Below are 20,838 nucleotides of genomic sequence, written 5' to 3'. Positions count from 1 at the left end.
GTGAAATGATCTGTCAAGGGCGCACCTCGAACACCAGGTTGAACGGCGTCTCCGCGACCGTCCGGAACCGGCTGAACCCGGCGGCCTTGGTGACGTCCCGGATCCGCGCGGGGCCGGCCTGCGTGCCGAGCGCCAGTCCGACCGGCTGGGACAGTGAAGCCGGCGTGCAGAGAAGCGTGGAGAAGCCGTAGTACGCCCGGCCGACCGGGTTGAGGTTGTCCTCGACGTGGTCGCCGGCCATCGGCTCGACGAGCATCCACGTGCCGTCGGGCGCCAGCGCCTCCCGCACATGCTTGGCCGCACCGACCGGATCGCCCATGTCGTGCAGTGCGTCGAAGGTCGTCACCAGGTCGAACCCGGACCCGCTGAAGCGGTCGGCCGCTGCGACCTCGAAGGACACCCGATCACCGACGCCCGCATCCGCCGCACGCAGCCGGGCGGTCTCGATCGACGCCTGGTGGTAGTCCGAGCCGATGAAGGTCGACCGCGGGAACGCCTCGGCCATCAGGATGGTGGACGAGCCGTGCCCGCAGCCGATGTCAGCCACGGTCGCACCGGCTTGCAGCTTCTCCACCACGCCGTCGAGCGCGGGCAGCCAGCTGGGCAGCAGGTTCGCGTTGTACGACGGCCGGAAGAACCGCTCGCATCCGACATGCACGTCCGTTGTGTGCTCGTGCCATCCGACTCCGGCGCCGCTGCGCGCCGCCTCGATCGTCTCCGTCGTGTGCTGCAGCGTGCCCAGTGCGATCTGGAAGAAGCCGGGCAGGTACGCCGGGCTGCTCGGATCGGTCATCGCAACGGCATGCTCTGGCGGCAGCGTGTAGCGACCTGTACCCGCGTCGTACTCGACGATCCCGCCGGCGGCTTGCGCGTTCAGCCACTCGCGGGTGTAGTGCTCGTCGGTGCTGGTCCGCTCGGCGAGCTCGGTCGGCGTGGCCGGGCCCTGGTCGGCGAGCGCCTGGTAGAACCCGAGGCGGTCACCCATCACCACCAACGCCGCGTTCAGCGTTGCCCCCACCTCGTCCACGGCCTTGAACACGAAGCCCATCAGTTTGTCGCTGTCGATTGCAACAGTCATTTGCTTTGCCCCCTAGTGGTTTCGGTACCGCGAAACCTAGGCACGGTGGACGGACCATCGCATCAGGTGGGGTCCCTAGGGCACACTGCGAGACATGCTCATCGGGCGGGAGGCGGAGCGCCGGGTAGTCGAGCAACTGGTCGCGGGGGCGCGGGTCGGAGCCGCTGGGGTGCTGCTCGTCACCGGTGAGCCCGGCATCGGCAAAACCAGCCTGCTGGACGAAGCCGCCGCAATGGCCGGCGGACTGCGGATCCTGCGAGCACGCGGTGCCGAAGCCGAACGCGAGGTCCCGTTCGCAGCACTGCTCCAATTGCTGCGACCAGCCTTGTCCAGCCTCGACCGCATCCCCGGACCGCAACAGTCGGCGCTCGCATCGGCGCTGGCGTTGCGGCCTGAGACCGGGACGCCCGCGGATCGTTTCGCCGTCGGTGCTGCAACACTCAGCCTGATCTGCCGGTACGCCGAAGACGCACCGCTCGCCCTGATCATCGACGACGCCCATCTACTGGACCGTCCCTCCGCAGAAGCCCTCCTGTTCGCGGCCCGGCGACTGGTGGCCGATCCGATCGTCATGCTGATCGCAGCCCGCGCCTACGAGCCGCACCCACTCGAGGCCGATCTCCCGCGACTGGAACTGGGCGGGATCACGCTGGAGGCCGCGCAGCAGCTCGTACAGCACCTGCCAGGCGACCTGGTCGCGCAGCTCTACCGGACCGTGGCAGGCAACCCGCTGGCTCTCCTGGAGCTGGCCGACGACCCGGACCGCGTGCTCCGGACGCCACCTGGTGTGCCGTTCCCTGTACCCGCGATGGTCGCAGAAGCCTTTGTCAGCAGGGCAAATCGGCTCAGCCAGGAAGCACGCACCGCGCTGCTGGTCGCGTCGATCGACGACTGTGAACTAGGAGCCGTGGCGCGTGCGTGTGCGGAGCTCGGCGTCGACGTCGCGGTGCTCGAGGAGGCCGAGGCGGCCGGCCTGGTCGCGATCCGCGACGGTGAGGTCGTATGGCGGCATCCGCTGGTCCGCTCCGCGATCTACACGAGCGCCGACCCGGCAGAACGGCGTACCGCGCATCGAGCGGTGGCCGGCACTACCCCGGACGAAGACCGACGGGCGTGGCACTTGTCCGAGGCAGTCCTTGGCACTGACGACGAAGTGGCTGCCGGACTGGTCGTTGCGGCCGAGCATGCTGCTGCTCGCGGCGCACATGCGGTCGCGGCGACGGCGTACGAACGGGCTGGTCGACTCAGTGAAGGACTGCAGGACCGCGCACTGAGACTGGTTGCCGCTGGGGAGTCGGCGTGGTCGGCCGGACTGGCGGAGCGCGCTGAGGCCCTGCTCGCCGACGCGTTGAGCCTGCGTCCGCCGCTGCCGGTGAAGCTCCGGGCGCAGGAGATTCGCGGCGACATCGAGGTGAAGTGCGGCTCGCCACGCCGGGCCCGCGACATTCTCGTCGCAGCGGCGGCGGAGTGCACCGACCCCGAAGTCGCCACCGGGTTGCTCGCTGACGCGGTAGCGGCCTGCTTCCGGCTGTGTGATGCTCCGGCCGGGCTGGAGATCGCGCACGAGATCGACCGCCTCCGACCGGCTGTCGACCGCCCTGGTCCGCGGATCATGAGCATGCTGGCGAGCGGTGTCGCCAAGGTCCTCGCCGGTAGCGGCGGAATGGATCAGATCCGGGCAGCGATCAGACTGGAGCCGTCGGACGAGCTGGACCGCGACCGCCGCCGGCAGGTCTGGATGGTGCTGGCCGCCCTCTTCCTGCGGGAGACAGGTACCGGCCGGACGCTGTTGCACCAGGCGATGCTCGAACGGCGGGAGCAGGTCGCCCTCGGGACTCTGCCTGGCCTGTTGTTCGTGCTGGCCCGCGATGACGCGACCACTGACCGCTGGGCCGACGCGGAGACGTCGTACGACGAGGGCATCCGGCTGTCCCGCGAGACCGGTCAGACGACCGAACTGGCGATGAACCTGGCCGGACTGGCGTGGCTATGGTCCCACCAGGGCAGACCGGAGTGCCGGGAGGTCGCTGCGGAGTGCCTGCGGATCTGTGCGGCGCAGGAGATCCACCTCGGCACGCTGTGGTCGCTGTTCGCGTTGGGCGACCTGGAGTTGGGGCGTGGTGATCCGGCGGCGGCACTGCCGCAGTACGAGCGGTTGGTCGACGTACTGGCTGAGTACGGGTTGAAGGACCCGGATCTGTCGCCGGCACCTGAGTTGGTCGAGGTGTACCTACGACTGGGGCGTGTCGAGGATGCGAAGCGGGTATCGGGGGAGCACTCCGCTCTGGCTGAGGCGAAGGGCCAGCCGTGGTCGTTGGCGCGAGCAGCGCGGGCGCGCGGTGTGGCCGGCGACAATGAGCAGGACTTCCTGCTGGCGCTCAGTCGTCACGAGGTGACGCTGGATGCGTTCGAGTTCGCTCGGACACGTCTTGCGTACGGTGCGTGGCTGCGGCGAGTACGGCGCCGCATCGACGCGCGGACGCAGCTCCGACTCGCGGTGGAGGGCTTTGACGCGCTCGGTGCCCGCGGTTGGGCAGATCAGGCCGCGGCGGAGCTCAAGGCGACCGGTGAGACCGCGCGACGTCGAGTGCCGAGTACGGCGGACGAGCTGACTCCACAGGAGCGGCAGATCGCCGTACTGCTCGCGGACGGGAACAGCATCCGGGAGGCCGCGGCCCGGCTCTTCCTGAGTCCGAAGACCGTCGAGTACCACCTGCGCAAGGTCTACACGAAGCTCGGCATCCACTCCCGCACCGAGCTCGCCGAGCATTTGGGCCGAACGTAGGCTGGCCGCTATGAGGCAGCCGTTCACGGAGACCAGCGGAATCGCCCGGCACTGGGGCTTCGAGGACCTCGCGGCCAACGGACCGGTGCAGCGGCTGACGCTGTTCACCGGCGTCCCGGTGTGCCTGGTGACCGGGTACGCCGAGACGCGCGAACTGCTCGCCCATCCGGATGTCGTCCGCTCTCCACTGGACGGGCCGCACCGCGACACGATGATGGACGACCTGATCAACCGGACCGAGCGGCACATGCTCGGTGCGAACCCGCCGGACCACACCCGGTTGCGCAAGCTGGTCACGGCCGCGTTCACCCGCCGCCGGATCGACGCGCTCGAGCCGCGGATCCGCGAGATCGCGGCCGGCCTGCTCGACGAGATGGCCTCCGCGGGCGATCCCGTGGACCTGGTGAACGCGTACAGCTACCCGCTGCCGATCACGGTGATCTGCGAGCTGATCGGCATCCCCGCGGTCCGCCGTGAGGACTTCCGCCAGTGGTCCTCGGTGTTCGTGAACGCGAGCATGCACACCGCCGAGGAGTACATCGAGGCGACCACGCTGATGCTCGACTTCGTCCACGAGCTGATCACGCAGAAGCAGGCCGCGCCGACCGATGACCTGCTGTCCGGACTGATCGCGGCCCGCGACGGCGGCGACCGGCTGAGCGAGGACGAACTGACCTCGATGATCTTCCTGCTGCTCGCGGCCGGTCATGAGACCACGGTCAGCCTGATCACGAACGGCGTCCACGCCCTGCTCCGGCACCCGGACCAGCTGGAGCTGCTGAAGGCCGAGCCGTACCGGCTGCCCGCCGCGGTCGAGGAGCTGCTCAGGTACGACGGTCCGCTGCAGGCCGCGATCCCGTACATCTCCCAGGCGCCGATCGAGATCGCCGGGACCCGGATCGAGGCCGGTGAGGTGATCGTGTTCGCGCTGCTGCCGGCGAACCGCGACCCGCGGAAGGTCGAGCGGCCGGACGAGCTGGACATCACCCGCCCGGACTCCGCGCACCTCGCCTTCGGGCACGGGATCCACCACTGCCTCGGGGCGCCGCTGGCCCGGCTGGAGGGCCGGATCGCCCTCGGCATGCTGTTCGAGCGCTTCCCCGGCCTACGCCTGGCCGAGCCGGACCGCGACCCGCTCCGCACCCCCGGCCTGCTGATGAACGCGATCCGCGAACTGCCGGTTCACCTCTGAACATCCGGTGAACCACTGCTGAATCACATGCATGGGATTGCGGCGATCTTGGCGGTGGATGGCATCCTTGGCCGGGTGACGGAGTTGCTAGAGGTCGCGCGGCACCTGCTCAGCTTTGCGATGGCCTCGCACTGGCTGCTACTCATCCTGTTCGTGGCCGCCGCTGTCGACGCCGTCTTCCCGGTGGTTCCGAGCGAGGGCATGGTCATCACCGCGGGCATGGCCGCGGCCGCCGGTCACCAGAACCTGCTGCTGGTGATCGCCGTCGCGATGGTCGGCTCCGTCATCGGCGAGTCCACCTGTTACTTCATGGGCCGTGGCTCCGGCCCGGCGCTGCATCGCTGGATGAAGCGCCAGGAGCGCCGCCAGCAGATGTACGACCGGGTGTCCGGCGCGCTGCACGCGCGCGGCGGGCTGATCCTGATGACGGTCCGCTACATCCCCGGCGCCCGGATGGTCGCCACGCTGACCGCGGGCGCGACGCGGTACTCGTTCAAGAAGTTCATCGTGTTCACGTTCTTCGGGGTGACGATCGCGTACACGTACGTCGCGCTGCTCGGCTACCTGGGCGGGGACGCGTTCGCGCACGACCAGCTGAAGGGGCTCGCGTTCAGCCTGGGTCTCGCGGCGACGATCGGTCTGGTGGTCGAGACGACCCGCCGGATCGCGGTCAGACGCCGTACCGCGAAGATCACGAGCGCCTAACGATCGACCCCTGGGTTTCCGCCCAGGTGCGTGTCCCGGACCAACCTTGGCGCGCCCGCATGCGTCAGTAGAGGCGTGGTGAGGCCTGGGGCGAACCTCGTGGGCGCCGCGCTCGTAGTCGCGGCCGTCCTGGCCGGATGCGCCGACGTACCGCTCGAAGGCGCTCCCAGCCCGGGCAGATCGACCGCTCCCAAGCCACCAGCCGGTACGCCGTCGAAGCCTGGCGCACCCTCGCCGTCGCCGACGAAGCCGAGTACGCCGTCGCCGTCACCCTCCAAGCCGAGCACTCCGGTGCCTGGACAGAAACTGCCTGCTGCCGCGCCGGTACTGCGCTCCTTCCCCGGACGCCTGCCGAACGGCAAGCCACCGCTCTTCGTCGTGGTCTCGTTCGACGGCGCCGGTGACTTGGCGCTCTGGGCCCGCTGGCGCGCTGTCGCGAAGCAGGTCAACGCACGGATGACGTTCTTCCTCTCCGGCCCGTACCTCTACCCAGGCAACCACCGCACCGACTACAAACCGCCGTACCGTCAGCCAGGCGCGTCCGAGATCGGCTGGGGTGACGCGGCCAACGTGCTCGGCCGGACGAAGGTACTGCGCGAGGCGATCGCCGAAGGCCACGAGATCGGCACGCACGCGAACGGTCACTTCTGCGGCACGAACGGCATCGGCCGGTGGACCACGGCGCAGTGGACCGCCGAGCTGAGCGCTTTCGACCAGATGGTGCGGACCGGACCGACGCTGGCCGCAGGCAAGACCGTCGCACCGCCGTTCGACCCGTCGACCGTCAAGGGCATGCGGACACCGTGCCTGGAGGGCAACCGGCCCGCGTACCGGCAGGCGATGGTCCAGCGCGGCATGCTGTACGACGCGTCTGCGCCCGGCTACATCACCTGGCCGAAGAAGCTCGACGGCCTGTGGAACTTCCCGCTGGAGTCCGTGACGCTGGCCGGCACCGGCAAGAAGACGCTGACGATGGACTACAACCTGTGGTTCGCGCAGACCCAGGCGCGCAAGGCTCCGCTCGCTCAGGCGCCCGCACTGAAAGCACAGGTGCTCGCGACGTACCAGCAGGCGCTGGCGAAGTCCCGGGCGAGCGGCAACCCGCCGCTGTTCCTCGGCAACCACTTCAACCGCTGGAACAACAGCGTGTACTCCGACGCCTTGACCGACTTCGTCAAACAGACATGCACGCAGCCCGACGTACGGTGCGTGTCCAACATGGAGCTGGCCAGCTGGCTGGCGAAGTACGGCGTACCTAGCGGTCAGAACCGGCCGTCATAGCTCCAGGTAGCCGTACGCGCTCTGCCAGGTGCCGCCGTCCTTGATCCGGCCGACGACCAGCCGCTGCAGGCGGGTGTCCTGCGGGAGCTCGTCGAGGTGGTCGGTGCCGTGGGTGCGGAAGGTGAAGAAGATGGCGCTGTCCTGGCTGTCGTTCGGTGTCCCGTACGGCGTGAAGCGGCGGCCGAACTTCACCATGTTGGAGTCCTGCGGCAGGTTGTCGAGCAGGTACGGGTCGATCAACCAGGACCACAGGTTCGCCGTCTTCACCGGATACTCCGGGAAGTAGCGCGGGAAGAACTCGCGGGCCTGCTGGAGGCTCTCGTCGACCAGCTCAGGGGTCAGCGGACCCGACTCCGGGATGTGTACGCCGATGATCCACTCACCGGTCTCCGTGCCCGGGACGGGCCGCTCCTCCGAGACCTGGTGCAGCAGGTACTGCAGGCGGCCGAACGCGTAGAGCTGGCCGGTCCAGGCGATCGTCAGCCACCAGTGCGTCTCCAGGCTGTACTCACCGTGCGTACGACGACTCACCTTGAGCTGCTGTCCCAGGTCGGCCAGCGACGCCCAGCTGATGTCGTCCGGGATGCCGCGCTCCGTGTGGAACCGGCGGACGTCCGGAACGGTGTCCAGGAACGCCTGGACCGAGTTCCGCGGGTCCTCCGGCATCCGGAACTCGGGCTCGGTCCCGAGCTTGCCGATCCCGGCCCGGATCTGGTCGGCCAGGTCCTTCACCACCGCCGCATCCGGCGTGAACGCCTCAGCCGCCTCCCGGTCGGCATCGGCGAAACCCAGCAGGCGGTACTCCTCAGCAGTCGTCACTCGTCAACGGTAACCGATGTAAACGAGCCAGAGACTTACGATTCGGCTGGTGGGCGAGAACGAGAAGTAGGGAGAGGAGGGCGGGGTGAGCTATCAGCGGTTTCCGGTGACCGGTGTGCTGGCTGGTGTGGTTGAGCATGTGTGGTTGGTGGAGTCTGCGCCGTTGGTCGAGGTGCGGCAGGAGATTCTGATTCCGGACGGCCGGCCAGGGCTGGCGATTGCGCTCGCCGATCCGGGGACCCGGCACGATCCGTTGACCCGCGCCGAGTGGGTCAATTCGGCATCGGTGTTCGGAGTGATGACTCGGCCGCAGGTGCTGGGGCAGGTCGGTACGTCGAGCTATGCCGGCGTCGAGTTCACGCCCTGGGGGCTGGCGACGTTCGGGTTGCCCGCGTTGGTGGACGAGGTACGGGAGCTGGCGGGCTGGGTGGGCGCGGACGCCACGGCCGGGTTGGTGGCCGAGTTGCGGGCAGAACCGTTCGGCCCGGCGCGCGCCGAGCGGCTGGCGGGCTTCCTCGCGGCTCGGTCGGCGACCACGGTCGCGCCGCCGATCGTCGCCGAGGCGGTGCGGGCGATCGACGAGTTGCGCGGGCAGGTCGCCGTGGCCGACGTCGTCCGGCGGTGCGGTACCTCGTACAGCACCTTGTACCGCGTGTTCCGGAAGAGCATCGGGATCGGGCCGAAGCAGTACGCCGAGATCATCCGGTACTACCACTTCGTCGGCGGGCTGCTCGGTGGTCCGGCGGACGCGGCCGCGACGTTGTCGGCCTTGCACGGGTACTACGACCAGGCCCATGCGGCGCGGGACTTCAAGCGGTACACCGGGGTCAGCGCGACCTCGTTCCTCGCAGTGCAGAACGGGATCGCGGCGTTGATGCACGGAAGATCTGTCCAAGACGGATGAGCGTTCCGCGGGCAGGATCGGGGCATGGGACGCATCATTCATGTCGAGATCGTTGCCGAGGACCACAATCGGGCCGCGGCGTTCTACACCAAGGTGTTCGGCTGGCAGGTGACGCCCGCGCCGGTACCGGACGGCTACTTGCTCGCGGAGACCGGACCGGGGGAGGGGATCGACGGCGCGATCATGAGTAGCCGGTACCAATCGCAGCCGACCATCGCCTGGCTCGAGGTCGACGACCTCGAGGCGACGCTGGCCGCCGCCGCGGAGGCGGGCGGCGACCAGGTCGGTGAGATCCAGGAACTACCCGGCGTCGGCCGGCTCAGCTACCTCCGCGACACCGAGGGAGTGTTGATCGGGCTTCGTCAGCGCTCTTCCGCCAGGCCCAGGTAGAGGATCTTCGGGTTGGAGGGGTTGAAGGCGAGCGACGGGATGCCGTCGTTGCGGTTGTGGCGTTTGGTGAGGTCGCCGGTGGACGGGCGGAAGCGGTACAGGTCGGCGCCGAAGTTGGCGAAGGACGTGCCGTAGCCGAAGTAGATCAGGTCCGGGTCGACCGGGCTGGCCCACATCCTGTTGCCGTTGATCAGATCGGCCCGGCTCTGGTCCAGCACCTCGCGGAACTTCTGCCCGCCGTCGGTCGACTCCCAGATGAACCGGGTCGCCCGGTCCCGGTCGTACCCCTCCATCCAGACCTTCGACGGATCGGCCGGCGAGATCGTCAGACTGAACGCGTTCACCCGCTCCACCGCCCGCGACCGGATCCAGCTGCGACCGCCGTCGTACGTGACATAAACCCCGTCCGACATCACGCCGATGACGATGTGGTCCGGGTTGCGCGGATCCACCACAGCGTCGTACACGAAGAGATCGTGAGCAGGCAGTACGCCGGTGCGCTGCCACGTCACGCCGTCGTTCGAGGAGTCGTACAGCTGCCCGTCACCTGCAACGACACGCAGCCGCCCGGGCCGCGCGTCCAGTGCGGCGAGACCGCCTCCGTCGACCGGTCCGGACACTGTGCTGACCTGCGAGCCGTGGACGCGGTGGATGGGCTGGTCGTTGACGCTGTAGATGTACGCCGAGTCGCCCGGCCCGGGCTGCACGTCGTACGTGCTGAGGTCGTCGGGCGCCTTGTCGAGCAACTGCCAGCTACAGCCCGCGTCGCTGGAGCGCTGGATGGACTGCTTGCCGATGGTGATCAGCGTGTTCGGCTCTTCGAGGGCGGCGACCTTCGCGTACGTGACGGCACGCAGCTTGCCGGTCGTCGGGGCGAGGGTCTCGCCGTCGGACTCGGTGATCGTCACCGAGCCGTCGCCGTACACCGTGTCGCAGTGCGGAGCGTTCCAGAACCAGCCGGGATCCACGGAGCCGGACTGGGCCGGGACGAGTGCCAACAGGACGGTGAGAGCACTACTTAGGGCGGTCATGCCTTAGATTCAAGGGTTTCCGGGCACGCCGAACCAGCGCTTGCCGTGGCAGACAAGCGTCATGACGGGAACAGGTCAGCCCGCTGCGGTGTCGATGTGCCGGGCCAGCACGAGGTCGTCGTCGGTGATTCCACCGGCGTCGTGGCTGGTGACCCGGAACGTGATCGTGGTGTAGCGGATGTCGATGTCCGGGTGGTGGTTCATCGACTCGGCCAGCTGCGCGACCGTCGCGACCAGCCGGATGCCGTCCAGGAAGGTGGCCGCCTTGACCTCGCGGACCAGTTCCTTGTCCACGACCTTCCACTGCGGCAGGTGGTCGCGGATCGCCAGATCGATCTGGTCGTCGGTCAACAGGTCAGCCATGCGCTCACTCTAGCCCTGCCCGAGCACCGCCAGCGTAGCGATCAGGTCGGCGCGCCAGGCGCGGTACCGGACGGGGTCCTCGGTGAACGTGCGCTGGTTGGTGACCACGTCATCTGCGTGCAGCAATTCGGTGGCGTGAGCCTTCAGCCGCGGCGGGAGATGCGGGTTGGTCCGCAGGTCGTTCGCGAGCAGCCAGAGCAGGTTGTAGTCCTCCATGCCGTCCCGGAAGTTCTCCAGCCGGATCGATGCCATCGGCCCGTTCGGTCCCGGATAGAACATCGAACCGTCGCCGGCGGTCCCGTTGAACGTCGCCGCCTTCCACGCCGACAGGATGCCGTCGTTCACCAGTAGCTGGTTGGCATGGTCGGAGCGCAGCCAGCGGTTCGTTGCGTAGTACAGAACGCCTTCGACACCGGCCTTGTACGACATGGGGCCGATCAGCATGCGGGTGTCGATCGGTGGGTAGCCGTTGAACCAGTTCGGCAGCGGTGAGCCGGTGCCGATGTCCGGGTACCACCAGGCTTGCTCGCCGCGCGCTCTGGTGCGCTCGGCGATCGTCTGGTCGTACAGGTCCTGCTGTGGCGCCCAGATGTCCACGAGTCCGGCCAGACCGGTGTCGACGCCCATCGAGTTGTCCCGCAGCGTGGTGAGGATCGGCAGGCCCGGGAACGCCTGCTTGACTGCGGCGAAGGTCTGCTTCGCCGCCTGCAGCAGCGGACCGGTGGCCTCGTCGAAGCCGTACACGTACGCGTACTTGTCCACGCCGGCCGCGCGGTAGCTGTCCATCGCGGTCCGCAGTTGGGCGATCCAGGTGTCGATCTGCGCCTGCCAAGTCTCCGGCTTGGCCGGGTTGAGCAGTCCGGCCCACAGATAGAACGCGTTGAAGTCGCGCAGTCCGTAGTGGTCGCGGATGTAGAGCACGTCCTCGACCGGGGTCGGGACGATCACCGGGCCAGGGTTCGAGGGGATGCATGAGCAGGTGTAGAGCTGGTCCGGCTCGATCTTGTAGTCGTGCAGGAAGGACCAGTACTGGTGCTTGGTCGCCTCCTGCGCCGCCGGGTCCGTGATGCCGTAGAGGTCGTTCACGATCGCCGGCGTGAACTGGAAGGTGGTGTTCAGCTTTGGCGCGTCAGGCACCGTCACCGGCCACACCCTGGCGGTCACCGTCATCGTCCTGGTCCGTTTGCCGGCCGCGGAGTACGCGACCTTGACCTGATAGGTGCCAGGTGGCGCGTCTGGTGCAGCCTTGAGCCGGATCCAGTACGGCTGGACCGTGTCGGCCGGTACGTCTACTGATGTGAGGTCGTCGCGGATCGGATCCGGTGTCCATCCGGCGTACGTCGGCCGGTGGTACACGCTCGTCGGCGTCACGTTCAAAGAGCCCACCGGGGCCACAGTCGCCTGCAGTGCACCGCGCTTGCCGGACACCGACGTCACCCGGGCCTGTACGGCGGACAGTGGCTCAGCAAACGGCAGTACGACGGCCTGCACGTTCTCGTACTCACCACGGGTCAGTGACACCGCAGGCGACGTACCGGTCGAGGTGAAGGGGAGGTCCTTCGGATACACGAGCGTCATCGAGTCGGCAGACTCGAGTCCGAAGTCCGCGTGCCGGTCGTGCGCCCGTGCCTGGATGGTGTTCGCCAGTCGCGGCACGGCTCGCTGCAGTGCAGTGACACCGGCGTTGAACGGCTGGTACTCCGCGTAGGTCATCGGACCGAGCTTCTGACGCAGTGCGGTGCACTGTGCGTCCGCAGCCTGCACCTGTCGTCGCAGTCGCTCGTCCGCAGCAGTGTGGCCCAGTGCCCGGTCGAGGCCCTTGATCTGGTCGGCCAGCTTGGCCAGTACGCCGCTGAAGTCCGCCAGCCGGAGCAGTTGCGCCGCAGCTTGATCGCCGTACGGCGTCTCGTCGTACGGGTAGCTGTCGACGAGGCGGAACGCGTCGTAGTGACCGACGACCGGTGTGGTCGACCGGGGCATCGAGAAGCCGATGTAGGCGATCCGGGTGATGTCGACGCCCGCGGCCGCTATCGTGCTCAGCCGCAGGTCGATCGGCGTCCAGTCCCGGGCCCGGATCGGGTAGTCCATGCCCCAGGCCTTGTTCGCCTGGTCCCGGAAGGTGATCCGGCCGACCGTCGTGTAGTCCTGCTCGGTGAAGAAGTCGAACCCGAGCACGGTGTGGCCGGACCAGTCGGACACCGGCAGGCTCGGAGTACCGGCGTACAGGTTGATGCCGGACGAGGCGGTTGCTCCCGGAGTGTTGGCCGGACCAATGGTGAGCTCGAGTCCGGAGCTGCCATGGGTCGGGTCGGCGGTGCGCTCGATCCGGTCGGCCTGCGGCAGCGTCACGGTCGCGCCCTGCAGATCCGCGTCGGTCTCGAAGTCCTGGAACACTCCGGCGGGCGCGGCCTGCGCAGCACCTGCCTGCACGAGACCGGCCGCGACGAGAGTGCCGGCGGCCAGCAGCAACCCGAGCTTCCTCATGAGGACACCCTGCCCGGTCCAGAATCATTTAGGCAAGGGTCTAAATCGGGTTTGTGTCGTCCCTAATTGAGCCGCTCCTCCAGCAACTGGTAGACCATCGGCGGCCGGCCGACCTTGCGGGCCGCCCGGGTCGCGGGCATCGGCCAGGCCAGCCCGCTGTCGACCAGGCCGCGCAACGTACGGCGTGCGGTCCGCAACGTGACGCCGAGAATCCCGGCCACCTGCTCCGCGTCGACCAGCCGCGCCTCGTCGCCGGCCTCGTCCAGGCTCTCGACCAGCATCCGCAACGTCTCCAGGTCACGGGTCTCGTCCGCCACCGGTGCCGCCGTCGCGTCGGCGTCCGACTCCGCGGGCAGCTTGAGCACCAGCTCGTCGGACCCGACCAAATAGGCCAGGTCGCCGGTGTCCGCGGTTGCCATCGCGACCGCGCGGTACGCGTTGTTCTCCGCCTCCAGCGTGGACCGGCCGAGGCCGATCCCGACCTGCAGGTCCAGATTGAGCGTCTCCCGGACCCGGGCGAGGAACGGCGCGGTCTCCAGATCGCCGGTGATCGTTCGCAGTGAGCCGAGCGTGGTGATCACCAGGAAGCTGGTCTGGTCGTGTGGCAGCACGATCGCGTCCATCCGGCGGGCGTCGTGCAGCAGCTCGTGGTGCAGCGACAGCTTCAGCTCCTGGTACCAGTACTGCGCCGGGCTGGTCCGGGTCGGCAGCGCCGAGTCAGGCACCTGCACGATCACGATCGCGATCCGCGACCTGGACAGCCGGGCGCCGCTGCCGGTGAGGATCGCGGCCCGCAGTGTCTCCCGGAGCGTCTGCGTCGACGGCCGCATCAGCACAGTCGGTACGCCGTCCGTCTCCAGCGACTCCGCCACACTGGGGATCGTCGTGACCGCGCCACCGGTCCGGCCCGCCGTGAAGAGCTTGCGGTGGAACGCCAGGTAGTCGGCCGGCTCGAGATCCTCCTGGTACGGCTGCACCCGGACGCCCTTCGCCGACAGGGCAACCTCGGCGTAGCAGTCCTCGACGTCCTGCTCGGTCACCGAGTCCACGCTGATCCGGCCCGGGTCGAAGGCCGACGTGTTCATCGCCTGCACCAACGCTGCGTGCAATGCGGCGCTGCCGGGCGGCACGTACATCGCCGGCACCGACAGGTCGCCCTCGGCCAGCGTGAGGTCGTACGGGAGCGGGCCGGCGAACAGCAGGACGTCGACGCGCTCCATCACCTGCCGCGCCTGTTGCGGCGCCTCGGTCTCATGTCGGTACACCGCAGGCTCCACCCGCAGCCCGGGAGTACTGCTCTGGCGGGCGACCGAGATCATTCGGCGGACGAACGACTCTCCGCCGACCAGCCCGACCGCGACCTCCTCGTAGCGAGTGCCGGTCCCCTGATCCGCCATGACCGCACTGTAACGCGCTCGCGCTCAGGCACGGCGCGACCGCGGCGCCGCGAGGAAGGCGAGCAGAGCCAGCACCGCGCCGGCGGTGATGATGGAGCCGAAGACCCACGGACGCGGGTTGTCGGCGTTGAAGGCCAGCAAGGTCCCGCTGATCGCCAATCCGGTCGCGACGCTCATCGTCGTGGCCATCTGACCAGCACTGCTGTTGCGTCCCGAATTGTTGTGATCGGACAAGTCGAGGGTGAGGACGGACAGGCTCGAGGAGCTGAGGCCCATCCCGATGCCCCCGAGCCCCCAGCCGACCAGGGCGATCCAGCTCGTCGCGGCCGTCCACGCCAGCAACGAGGTGACGAGCAGTCCGAGGGTCATGAAGGCCAGACCGATCCGCAGTACCGTGACCCGATCGATCCCGTGGTCCCGGCCCTGCAGCCACGAGCCGAATGCCCAGCACACGCCGGTGATCGACAGCGTCACGCCGGCCCGCGAGGGACTGAAGTGGTGCTGCAGCGTCAGCAAAAGCGGGAGGTATGCGCCGGCCACGGTGAACGCGACCCCGCCGAGTGCCCGGACCGCGACCACGGCCGGGAAACCGCGCCGGGCAACGAACAGGCCCGCGGGCATCACGCGTACGGCGGCTCGTGCGAGGACGGCGACCGCGACGACGACCGCCGTACCGCCGAGGAACGGATGGGCCTCCAGGTGGTCACCTGCGAGCGTCATCGAGAACAGTGCGACGGAGGCGGCGAGGGCCCAGGGGAGAGCGGCTCGCCAGGCAGCGAGCTCGGCGATGTCTTCGGCGGTGCGTTCGGGTGCGACCGCGGTCGCCGACTGGCGCATCGCCGGGCCGAGCAGCAGCCAGCTCGGGATGAGCAGGACGACCGCACCGAGGAAGACCCAGCGCCAGCCGAACTGCTCGGTCACCACACCGGTCAGCACCGGGCCGAGTACGGACGGCAGGATCCACATCGCCGCGAACAGCGAGAACATCCGCGGCCGCAGTACGGCGGGAAGCGCGCGGGCGACGAGCACCATCAGGGACACGTCGAGCAGCCCCTCGGCCAGGCCGCTGAGCAAGCGGCCGGTGACGACCATCGGCATCCCGGTCGCGGTCCCGACCAGCAACTGGGCGAGCGCGAACGAGATCGCACCGGCGCGCAGCGTCGGGATCGGGCCGCGCCGGTCGGACCAGAGACCGGCGATCGCGAGCGAGATCAGGTAGCTCGCGCTCGGGGCCGCGTTCGCCAGGCCGAAGCTGCCGAGCGCATCGAACTCGCGGACCATCGTCGGCAACGCCGTACCGACCGCACGATTCTCGAACGCGCCGAGGGTGACCAACCCGATCACGCCGAGCACCAGCGGCAGGTGCTGTCCGGTGAACAGCCGGAGACGGGTCTCAGTGGTGGAGGACATGAAGCATATGGTCGAAGTTCAAGTGAGGTTTAAGTCAAGTGGCGTGGCAGGCGGAAGATCAGGACCAGCACGCGGAGCACGAGGACGGCGCAGATCACCAGCAGGTTGTAGCCGATGAGCTGGTAGAGGGTCATCGACGCGGTGACCTGCGGACCGCCCGGCGTACCGAGCAGCAGGACGGCCATCAGGCCGGCGGTCGCGCCGAGGATCGCCAGCAGGGCCTGGTGGAGCAGGCCGGTGACGTGCCGGCGGTCGCGCTCATCGGCGAGGAGCCGGACGTTGACGCCGAGCCGCCCACTCTCCGCAGCGGCGGCGATCCGGTCGATCCGCCGAGGCAGACGCCGCAGCATCGGCAGCAACGTCGCCAGCTCTTCGGTCGCCGTACGGCGCAACGCCTCCGGCGCGAGGCGGTCCGTGACATGGGCAGCGGCGAACTGGCGCGACGCGGCAACCAAGTCGAAACCGGGGGAGATCCGGGAGATCGTCCCCTCGATCGTCGCCAGCGCCCGGAACACGGCGGCCACCTCGGGCGGTACGCCGAGATCGTGCGACGTGATGATCTTGAACAGGTCGTTGAACATGGCCGGTCCCAGCGCCACACCGGCCGCGAGGTGCCGGGTCATGAACTGGCCGACGGACCGTTCCAGGGCGCGCTCGTCGATGACGTCGGGGCGGTAGACGATCTCCAGCAGCGCATCGGTCGCGGACACGGGGTCGCCGTGGTCGATCGCCAGCAGGAAGCGCTGCAACGCATCGCGGGTGGCGGGGTCGAGGCGGCCGACCGAGCCGAGGTCGAGCATGCCGATCCGGCCATCGGTCAGCAGCAGGAAGTTGCCGGGATGCGGGTCGGCGTGGAAGACGCCGTCGATCGCGACCTGGCCGAGCAGGCACTCGAACAGCGATCGGCCCAGGCGGACCGGGTCGAGGCCGCGGTCCGCGATCGTCTCCCGGGCGTTGCCGAGGCCGATGCCGTCCAGCCGCTGCATGGTGAGGACGCGCCGGGTCGACTGGTCCGGGTACAGCCCGGGGACGACGAGGTCGTTGCTGGCGGCAATCGATCGGCCGGCCGCGACCGTGGTCATGTTGCCGGCCTCGACGGTGAAGTCGAGCTCCTCGCGCATCGCGTCGGCGAACCCGTCGGCGAGCGCGCGGACCCCCATCGAGCGGCCCCAGTCGGTGTTCCGCTCGAGCAGGCGGGCGAGACGGCGGACGATGTCGAGATCCCGGTCGACGATGCCGGCGATCCCGGGGCGTTGAACCTTGACGACGACGCGCGGGCCGTCCTGGCCGTCGTCCGGCGTACGTCGCAGGCGGGCCGTGTAGACCTGGGCGACCGAGGCAGCGGCGAGCGGTTCGCTGTCGAAGTCGGCGTACACCTGGTGGGGTGGGGCGCCGAGTTCCTCGGTGAGGACCTGTTCGATCTGCGGCCAGGGAGCGGGGGAGACCTGGTCCTGCAGCCGGCTGAGCTCGGTGGCGACCGAGCCGGGGATGATGTCGCTGCGGGTCGACAGGACCTGCCCGAGCTTCACGAACGTGACGCCGGCCTCGTCGAGCGCGAGCCGGAGCGACCGCGCCAGCTCGGCCTGGCCGGCGGCGTTCTCCCGGCCGGGCCGGCGGCGGCCGCGAAGGTACGGCCCGAGTCCGTGCTTGATCGCGATCCGGAGGATCTGCAGGTACCGCCGGGTGCGGGCGATCCGGCCGCTCAGGTCCCGGCGCAGATCGCGGGCCCGAGGCAACGATCCGGTCGGCACCAGCGCCTCCGCCAGCACGAGGAAGACCAGCCCGGCCAGCATCGAGCACAGCGTCGTCAGGACCAGGAACGCGATCGCGACGCCGTTCGACCCGGTGTACGGCAGCTTCCCGACCAGCGCGTTCGCGATCGGGCTGAACAGACTCAGCGTGATGGCGCCCGCGAGCACCATCCGCACCACCCCGAACCGGACACCCAGCAACCGCTGCGCCACCGGTACGAAAATGACCAGGAACACACCCAGGCTGAACAACCCCGCAACCACAACGTCCATGCCCGGAACGATAGGTGCTGACCCACCCCCACCGACTCACCCACGCGAGTGACCCGCCCCGGCCACGTCCCCCACGCGCGTGACCACCCCCCGTGACCACCCCCGTGACCACCCCCGCGACCACCCCCGCGCCCCGCCCTCGGCCCACCCCACCACCCGCGTTTCATGGGTTCACCCATCCAATGGTGGGTTCGCCGCCCGGGTTACGGGTGGGGAACCCATCACGGGATGGGTGAACCAGGCAAATGGGCCGGGCAAGGGTGAGCCCCTGGCTCCGGGTGGGGCCAGGGGCTCGGGTACTGCGGTCCCGCCGGGCGCGGCGGGATGGGTCTGCGTCAGGCCGGGCGGCGGCGGATCTTGTTGCCGAGCCAGACGATCGGGTCGTACTTGCGGTCGGTGACGCGCTCCTTCATCGGGATCAGCGCGTTGTCGGTGATCTTGATGTGCTCCGGGCACACCTCGGTGCAGCACTTGGTGATGTTGCAGAAGCCCAGGCCGTGCTGCTCCTGGGCGGCGTGCTGCCGGTCGGCGGCGTCGAGCGGGTGCATGTCCAGCTCGGCGATCCGCATCAGGAACCGCGGACCCGAGAACGACTCCTTGTTCTCCTCGTGGTCCCGGATCACGTGGCAGGTGTCCTGGCACAGGAAGCACTCGATGCACTTGCGGAACTCCTGCGAGCGCTCCACGTCCACCTGCTGCATCCGGTACTCGCCCGGCTTCAGGTCCGCCGGCGGCTTGAAGGCCGGGACCTCGCGCGCCTTCTGGTAGTTGAACGAGACGTCCGTGACCAGGTCCCGGATCACCGGGAACGTGCGCATCGGCGTCACCGTGACGACCTCGTCCTCGGCGAACGTGTTCATCCGGCACATGCACATCAGCTTCGGCATGCCGTTGATCTCGGCGCTGCAGGAGCCGCACTTGCCGGCCTTGCAGTTCCACCGGACCGCCATGTCCGGCGTCTGGGTCGCCTGCAGCCGGTGGATGACGTCGAGGACGACCTCGCCCTCGTTCACCTCGACCTCGTAGTCCTTGAGCTCACCGCCCTCGGAGTCCCCACGCCAGACGCGGAACTTACCTTTGTAACTCATTTGGCCGGCAGCTCCTCATCCGTCAGGTACTTCGTCAGTTCGTCGACTTCGAACAGCTCCAGCAGGTCCTCGCGCATCGGGATCTGCTGCTTCTCGGTCACGTTCACGTGGCCCTCGGCGTCGAGCTTGCAGACCAGCAGCTTCTTGCGCCACTCCGGCGACATCTCCGGGAAGTCGTCGCGGGTGTGGCCGCCGCGCGACTCCTGCCGCAGCAGCGCCGCACCGGCCACGCACTCGGACACGGTCAGCATGTTCCGCAGGTCGAGCGCCAGGTGCCAGCCGGGGTTGAACTGCCGGTGGCCCTCCACCGTCATCTTCGCGATCCGGCCGCGGAACTCGGCCAGCCGGCCGAGCGCACGCTCCATCTCCTCTTCCTTGCGGATGATGCCGACCAGGTCGTTCATCGACTGCTGCAGGTCCTGGTGGATCGAGTACGGGTTCTCGCCGCCCTCGAGCTCGAACGGCGCCAGCGCCTCGGCCGCGGCCGAGTCCACGTCGGCCTCGTCGATCTTCGGCCGCTCCTGCAGACCGTCGACGTACGTCGCGGCGCCCATACCGGCCCGGCGTCCGAAGACGAGCAGGTCGGACAGCGAGTTGCCGCCGAGCCGGTTCGACCCGTGCATGCCGCCGGCGACTTCACCGGCCGCGAACAGGCCGGGGACCGTCGACGACGCGGTGTCCGGGTCGACCTCGACGCCACCCATCACGTAGTGGCAGGTCGGCCCGACCTCCATCGGCTCCTTGGTGATGTCGACGTCCGCCAGTTCCTTGAACTGGTGGTGCATCGACGGCAGCCGCCGGGTGATCTCCTCGGCCGGCAGCCGGGTCGACACATCCAGGAACACGCCACCGTGCGGCGTACCCCGGCCGGCCTTCACCTCGGAGTTGATCGCGCGCGCGACCTCGTCCCGCGGCAGCAGCTCCGGTGGGCGCCGGTTGTTGTCGGCGTCCTTGTACCAGCGGTCGGCCTCTTCCTCGTTGTCCGCGTACTGCGCGCGGAACACGTCCGGCACGTAGTCGAACATGAACCGCTTGCCCTCGGAGTTCTTCAGTACGCCGCCGTCGCCGCGCACCGACTCCGTGACCAGGATGCCCTTCACCGACGGCGGCCAGACCATGCCGGTCGGGTGGAACTGGATGAACTCCATGTTGATCAGCGTCGCGCCGGCCCGCATCGCGAGGGCGTGCCCGTCACCGGTGTACTCCCAGGAGTTCGAGGTGACCTTGAACGACTTGCCGACGCCACCGGTCGCGAGCACCACCGCGGGCGCGTCGAACAGGATGAACCGGCCGGACTCACGCCAGTACCCGAAGGCGCCGGAGACCGCGTCGCCGTCCTTCATCAGCTCGGTGATCGTGCACTCGGCGTACACCTTGAGGTTGGCCTCGTAGTCGCCGGTGGCCTCGAAGTCCTCCTGCTGCAGCGAGACGATCTTCTGCTGCAGGGTGCGGATCAGCTCCAGGCCGGTGCGGTCGCCGACGTGCGCGAGCCGCGGGTAGGTGTGGCCGCCGAAGTTGCGCTGGCTGATCCGGCCGTCGGGCGTGCGGTCGAACAGCGCGCCGTACGTCTCCAGCTCCCAGACCCGGTCGGGGGCTTCCTGCGCGTGCAGCTCGGCCATCCGCCAGTTGTTCAGGAACTTCCCGCCGCGCATGGTGTCGCGGTAGTGGACCTGCCAGTTGTCGTTGGAGTTCGCGTTGCCCATCGCGGCCGCGCAGCCGCCCTCGGCCATCACCGTGTGCGCCTTGCCGAACAGCGACTTGCAGATGATCGCGGTCTTCTTGCCCTGCTCACGGGCCTCGATCGCCGCGCGCAGACCGGCGCCGCCGGCCCCGATCACGACGACGTCGTAGGAGTGTCGTTCCAGCTCAGTCATATCTGCGAAAGTC

The 20,838-nt window shown here is 68.8% G+C and carries 16 protein-coding genes; 6 read left to right on the top strand and 10 right to left on the bottom strand.

The genetic code is table 11. The annotated features are described in order from the left end of the window. Positions 1-13: 13 nt before the first annotated feature. Complete coding sequence (locus OHA18_RS05750) at positions 14-1,078, bottom strand: class I SAM-dependent methyltransferase (RefSeq protein ID WP_329002642.1); 1,065 nt, start codon at positions 1,076-1,078, stop codon at positions 14-16. Positions 1,079-1,172: 94 nt separating this feature from the next. Between OHA18_RS05750 and OHA18_RS05745 the strand changes: the two genes are divergently transcribed. The 4 genes from OHA18_RS05745 (at position 1,173) to OHA18_RS05730 (ending at position 7,041) form a co-directional block, all read left to right on the top strand. Further along, entirely contained in the window at positions 1,173-3,863 is a 2,691-nt protein-coding gene (locus tag OHA18_RS05745) for a helix-turn-helix transcriptional regulator (RefSeq protein ID WP_329002641.1), read from the top strand. A gap of 10 nt (positions 3,864-3,873) precedes the next feature. After that, positions 3,874-5,055: a cytochrome P450 family protein gene (locus OHA18_RS05740; RefSeq protein WP_329002640.1), complete on the top strand. Its 1,182-nt coding sequence runs from the start codon at positions 3,874-3,876 to the stop codon at positions 5,053-5,055. Between the two features lie 75 nt (positions 5,056-5,130). Beyond that, positions 5,131-5,760, top strand: coding sequence for a DedA family protein (locus OHA18_RS05735; RefSeq protein ID WP_329002639.1), 630 nt, complete (start codon positions 5,131-5,133; stop codon positions 5,758-5,760). A 78-nt stretch (positions 5,761-5,838) separates the two neighbouring features. Further along, entirely contained in the window at positions 5,839-7,041 is a 1,203-nt protein-coding gene (locus OHA18_RS05730; RefSeq protein ID WP_329002638.1) for a hypothetical protein, read from the top strand. On the opposite strand, the gene OHA18_RS05725 is transcribed toward OHA18_RS05730, so the two are convergent. After that, positions 7,036-7,860 carry an acyltransferase domain-containing protein gene (locus OHA18_RS05725; protein WP_329002637.1) on the bottom strand — a complete coding sequence of 275 codons (825 nt, stop codon included), beginning with the start codon at positions 7,858-7,860 and terminating at the stop codon, positions 7,036-7,038. The genes OHA18_RS05730 and OHA18_RS05725 overlap by 6 nt on opposite strands. 85 nt (positions 7,861-7,945) lie before the next feature. Between OHA18_RS05725 and OHA18_RS05720 the strand changes: the two genes are divergently transcribed. Further along, positions 7,946-8,764 carry an AraC family transcriptional regulator gene (locus OHA18_RS05720; protein WP_329002635.1) on the top strand — a complete coding sequence of 273 codons (819 nt, stop codon included), beginning with the start codon at positions 7,946-7,948 and terminating at the stop codon, positions 8,762-8,764. Positions 8,765-8,788: 24 nt separating this feature from the next. Continuing rightward, positions 8,789-9,154: a VOC family protein gene (locus OHA18_RS05715; protein WP_329002634.1), complete on the top strand. Its 366-nt coding sequence runs from the start codon at positions 8,789-8,791 to the stop codon at positions 9,152-9,154. On the opposite strand, the gene OHA18_RS05710 is transcribed toward OHA18_RS05715, so the two are convergent. From OHA18_RS05710 to OHA18_RS05675, 8 genes are all read right to left on the bottom strand, one after another. Next, the gene (locus tag OHA18_RS05710) at positions 9,127-10,185 is read right to left on the bottom strand and encodes a WD40/YVTN/BNR-like repeat-containing protein (RefSeq protein WP_329002632.1); all 1,059 of its coding nucleotides are present in this window, start codon (positions 10,183-10,185) and stop codon (positions 9,127-9,129) included. The genes OHA18_RS05715 and OHA18_RS05710 overlap by 28 nt on opposite strands. A gap of 75 nt (positions 10,186-10,260) precedes the next feature. Further along, positions 10,261-10,548 carry a 4a-hydroxytetrahydrobiopterin dehydratase gene (locus OHA18_RS05705; protein ID WP_329002631.1) on the bottom strand — a complete coding sequence of 96 codons (288 nt, stop codon included), beginning with the start codon at positions 10,546-10,548 and terminating at the stop codon, positions 10,261-10,263. Between the two features lie 9 nt (positions 10,549-10,557). After that, the gene (locus OHA18_RS05700; RefSeq protein ID WP_329002629.1) at positions 10,558-13,032 is read right to left on the bottom strand and encodes a DUF4091 domain-containing protein; all 2,475 of its coding nucleotides are present in this window, start codon (positions 13,030-13,032) and stop codon (positions 10,558-10,560) included. Positions 13,033-13,094: 62 nt separating this feature from the next. Next, the gene (locus tag OHA18_RS05695) at positions 13,095-14,429 is read right to left on the bottom strand and encodes a hypothetical protein (RefSeq protein WP_329002628.1); all 1,335 of its coding nucleotides are present in this window, start codon (positions 14,427-14,429) and stop codon (positions 13,095-13,097) included. Between the two features lie 24 nt (positions 14,430-14,453). Continuing rightward, positions 14,454-15,839: an MFS transporter gene (locus tag OHA18_RS05690; RefSeq protein WP_329002627.1), complete on the bottom strand. Its 1,386-nt coding sequence runs from the start codon at positions 15,837-15,839 to the stop codon at positions 14,454-14,456. Between the two features lie 29 nt (positions 15,840-15,868). Beyond that, a complete protein-coding gene (locus tag OHA18_RS05685; RefSeq protein WP_329002626.1) occupies positions 15,869-17,863 on the bottom strand; it encodes an ABC1 kinase family protein in 1,995 nt (664 codons plus the stop codon). 335 nt (positions 17,864-18,198) lie between these two features. Beyond that, positions 18,199-18,951 (bottom strand): succinate dehydrogenase/fumarate reductase iron-sulfur subunit, encoded by a 753-nt coding sequence (locus OHA18_RS05680; RefSeq protein ID WP_329002625.1) that lies wholly within the window; start codon positions 18,949-18,951, stop codon positions 18,199-18,201. Beyond that, positions 18,948-20,825 carry a fumarate reductase/succinate dehydrogenase flavoprotein subunit gene (locus tag OHA18_RS05675; protein WP_329002624.1) on the bottom strand — a complete coding sequence of 626 codons (1,878 nt, stop codon included), beginning with the start codon at positions 20,823-20,825 and terminating at the stop codon, positions 18,948-18,950. Before OHA18_RS05675 ends, OHA18_RS05680 begins: the two co-directional genes overlap by 4 nt. Positions 20,826-20,838: the final 13 nt, after the last annotated feature.

It is taken from the genome of Kribbella sp. NBC_00709 (assembly GCF_036226565.1).
Classification (GTDB): domain Bacteria; phylum Actinomycetota; class Actinomycetes; order Propionibacteriales; family Kribbellaceae; genus Kribbella.
Note: the sequence above shows the minus strand (reverse complement) of the source record. Positions and strands in the feature narration are given on the sequence as shown.

Excerpts from the sequence above, each read along its gene's own strand:
- OHA18_RS05710 (WP_329002632.1), bottom strand. The coding sequence starts at position 10,185 with ATGACCGCCCTAAGTAGTGCTCTCACCGTCCTGTTGGCACTCGTCCCG.
- OHA18_RS05705 (WP_329002631.1), bottom strand. The coding sequence starts at position 10,548 with ATGGCTGACCTGTTGACCGACGACCAGATCGATCTGGCGATCCGCGAC.
- OHA18_RS05740 (WP_329002640.1), top strand. The coding sequence starts at position 3,874 with ATGAGGCAGCCGTTCACGGAGACCAGCGGAATCGCCCGGCACTGGGGC.
- OHA18_RS05715 (WP_329002634.1), top strand. The coding sequence starts at position 8,789 with ATGGGACGCATCATTCATGTCGAGATCGTTGCCGAGGACCACAATCGG.
- OHA18_RS05700 (WP_329002629.1), bottom strand. The coding sequence starts at position 13,032 with ATGAGGAAGCTCGGGTTGCTGCTGGCCGCCGGCACTCTCGTCGCGGCC.
- OHA18_RS05745 (WP_329002641.1), top strand. The coding sequence starts at position 1,173 with ATGCTCATCGGGCGGGAGGCGGAGCGCCGGGTAGTCGAGCAACTGGTC.
- OHA18_RS05690 (WP_329002627.1), bottom strand. The coding sequence starts at position 15,839 with ATGTCCTCCACCACTGAGACCCGTCTCCGGCTGTTCACCGGACAGCAC.
- OHA18_RS05750 (WP_329002642.1), bottom strand. The coding sequence starts at position 1,078 with ATGACTGTTGCAATCGACAGCGACAAACTGATGGGCTTCGTGTTCAAG.
- OHA18_RS05680 (WP_329002625.1), bottom strand. The coding sequence starts at position 18,951 with ATGAGTTACAAAGGTAAGTTCCGCGTCTGGCGTGGGGACTCCGAGGGC.
- OHA18_RS05685 (WP_329002626.1), bottom strand. The coding sequence starts at position 17,863 with ATGGACGTTGTGGTTGCGGGGTTGTTCAGCCTGGGTGTGTTCCTGGTC.
- OHA18_RS05695 (WP_329002628.1), bottom strand. The coding sequence starts at position 14,429 with ATGGCGGATCAGGGGACCGGCACTCGCTACGAGGAGGTCGCGGTCGGG.
- OHA18_RS05675 (WP_329002624.1), bottom strand. The coding sequence starts at position 20,825 with ATGACTGAGCTGGAACGACACTCCTACGACGTCGTCGTGATCGGGGCC.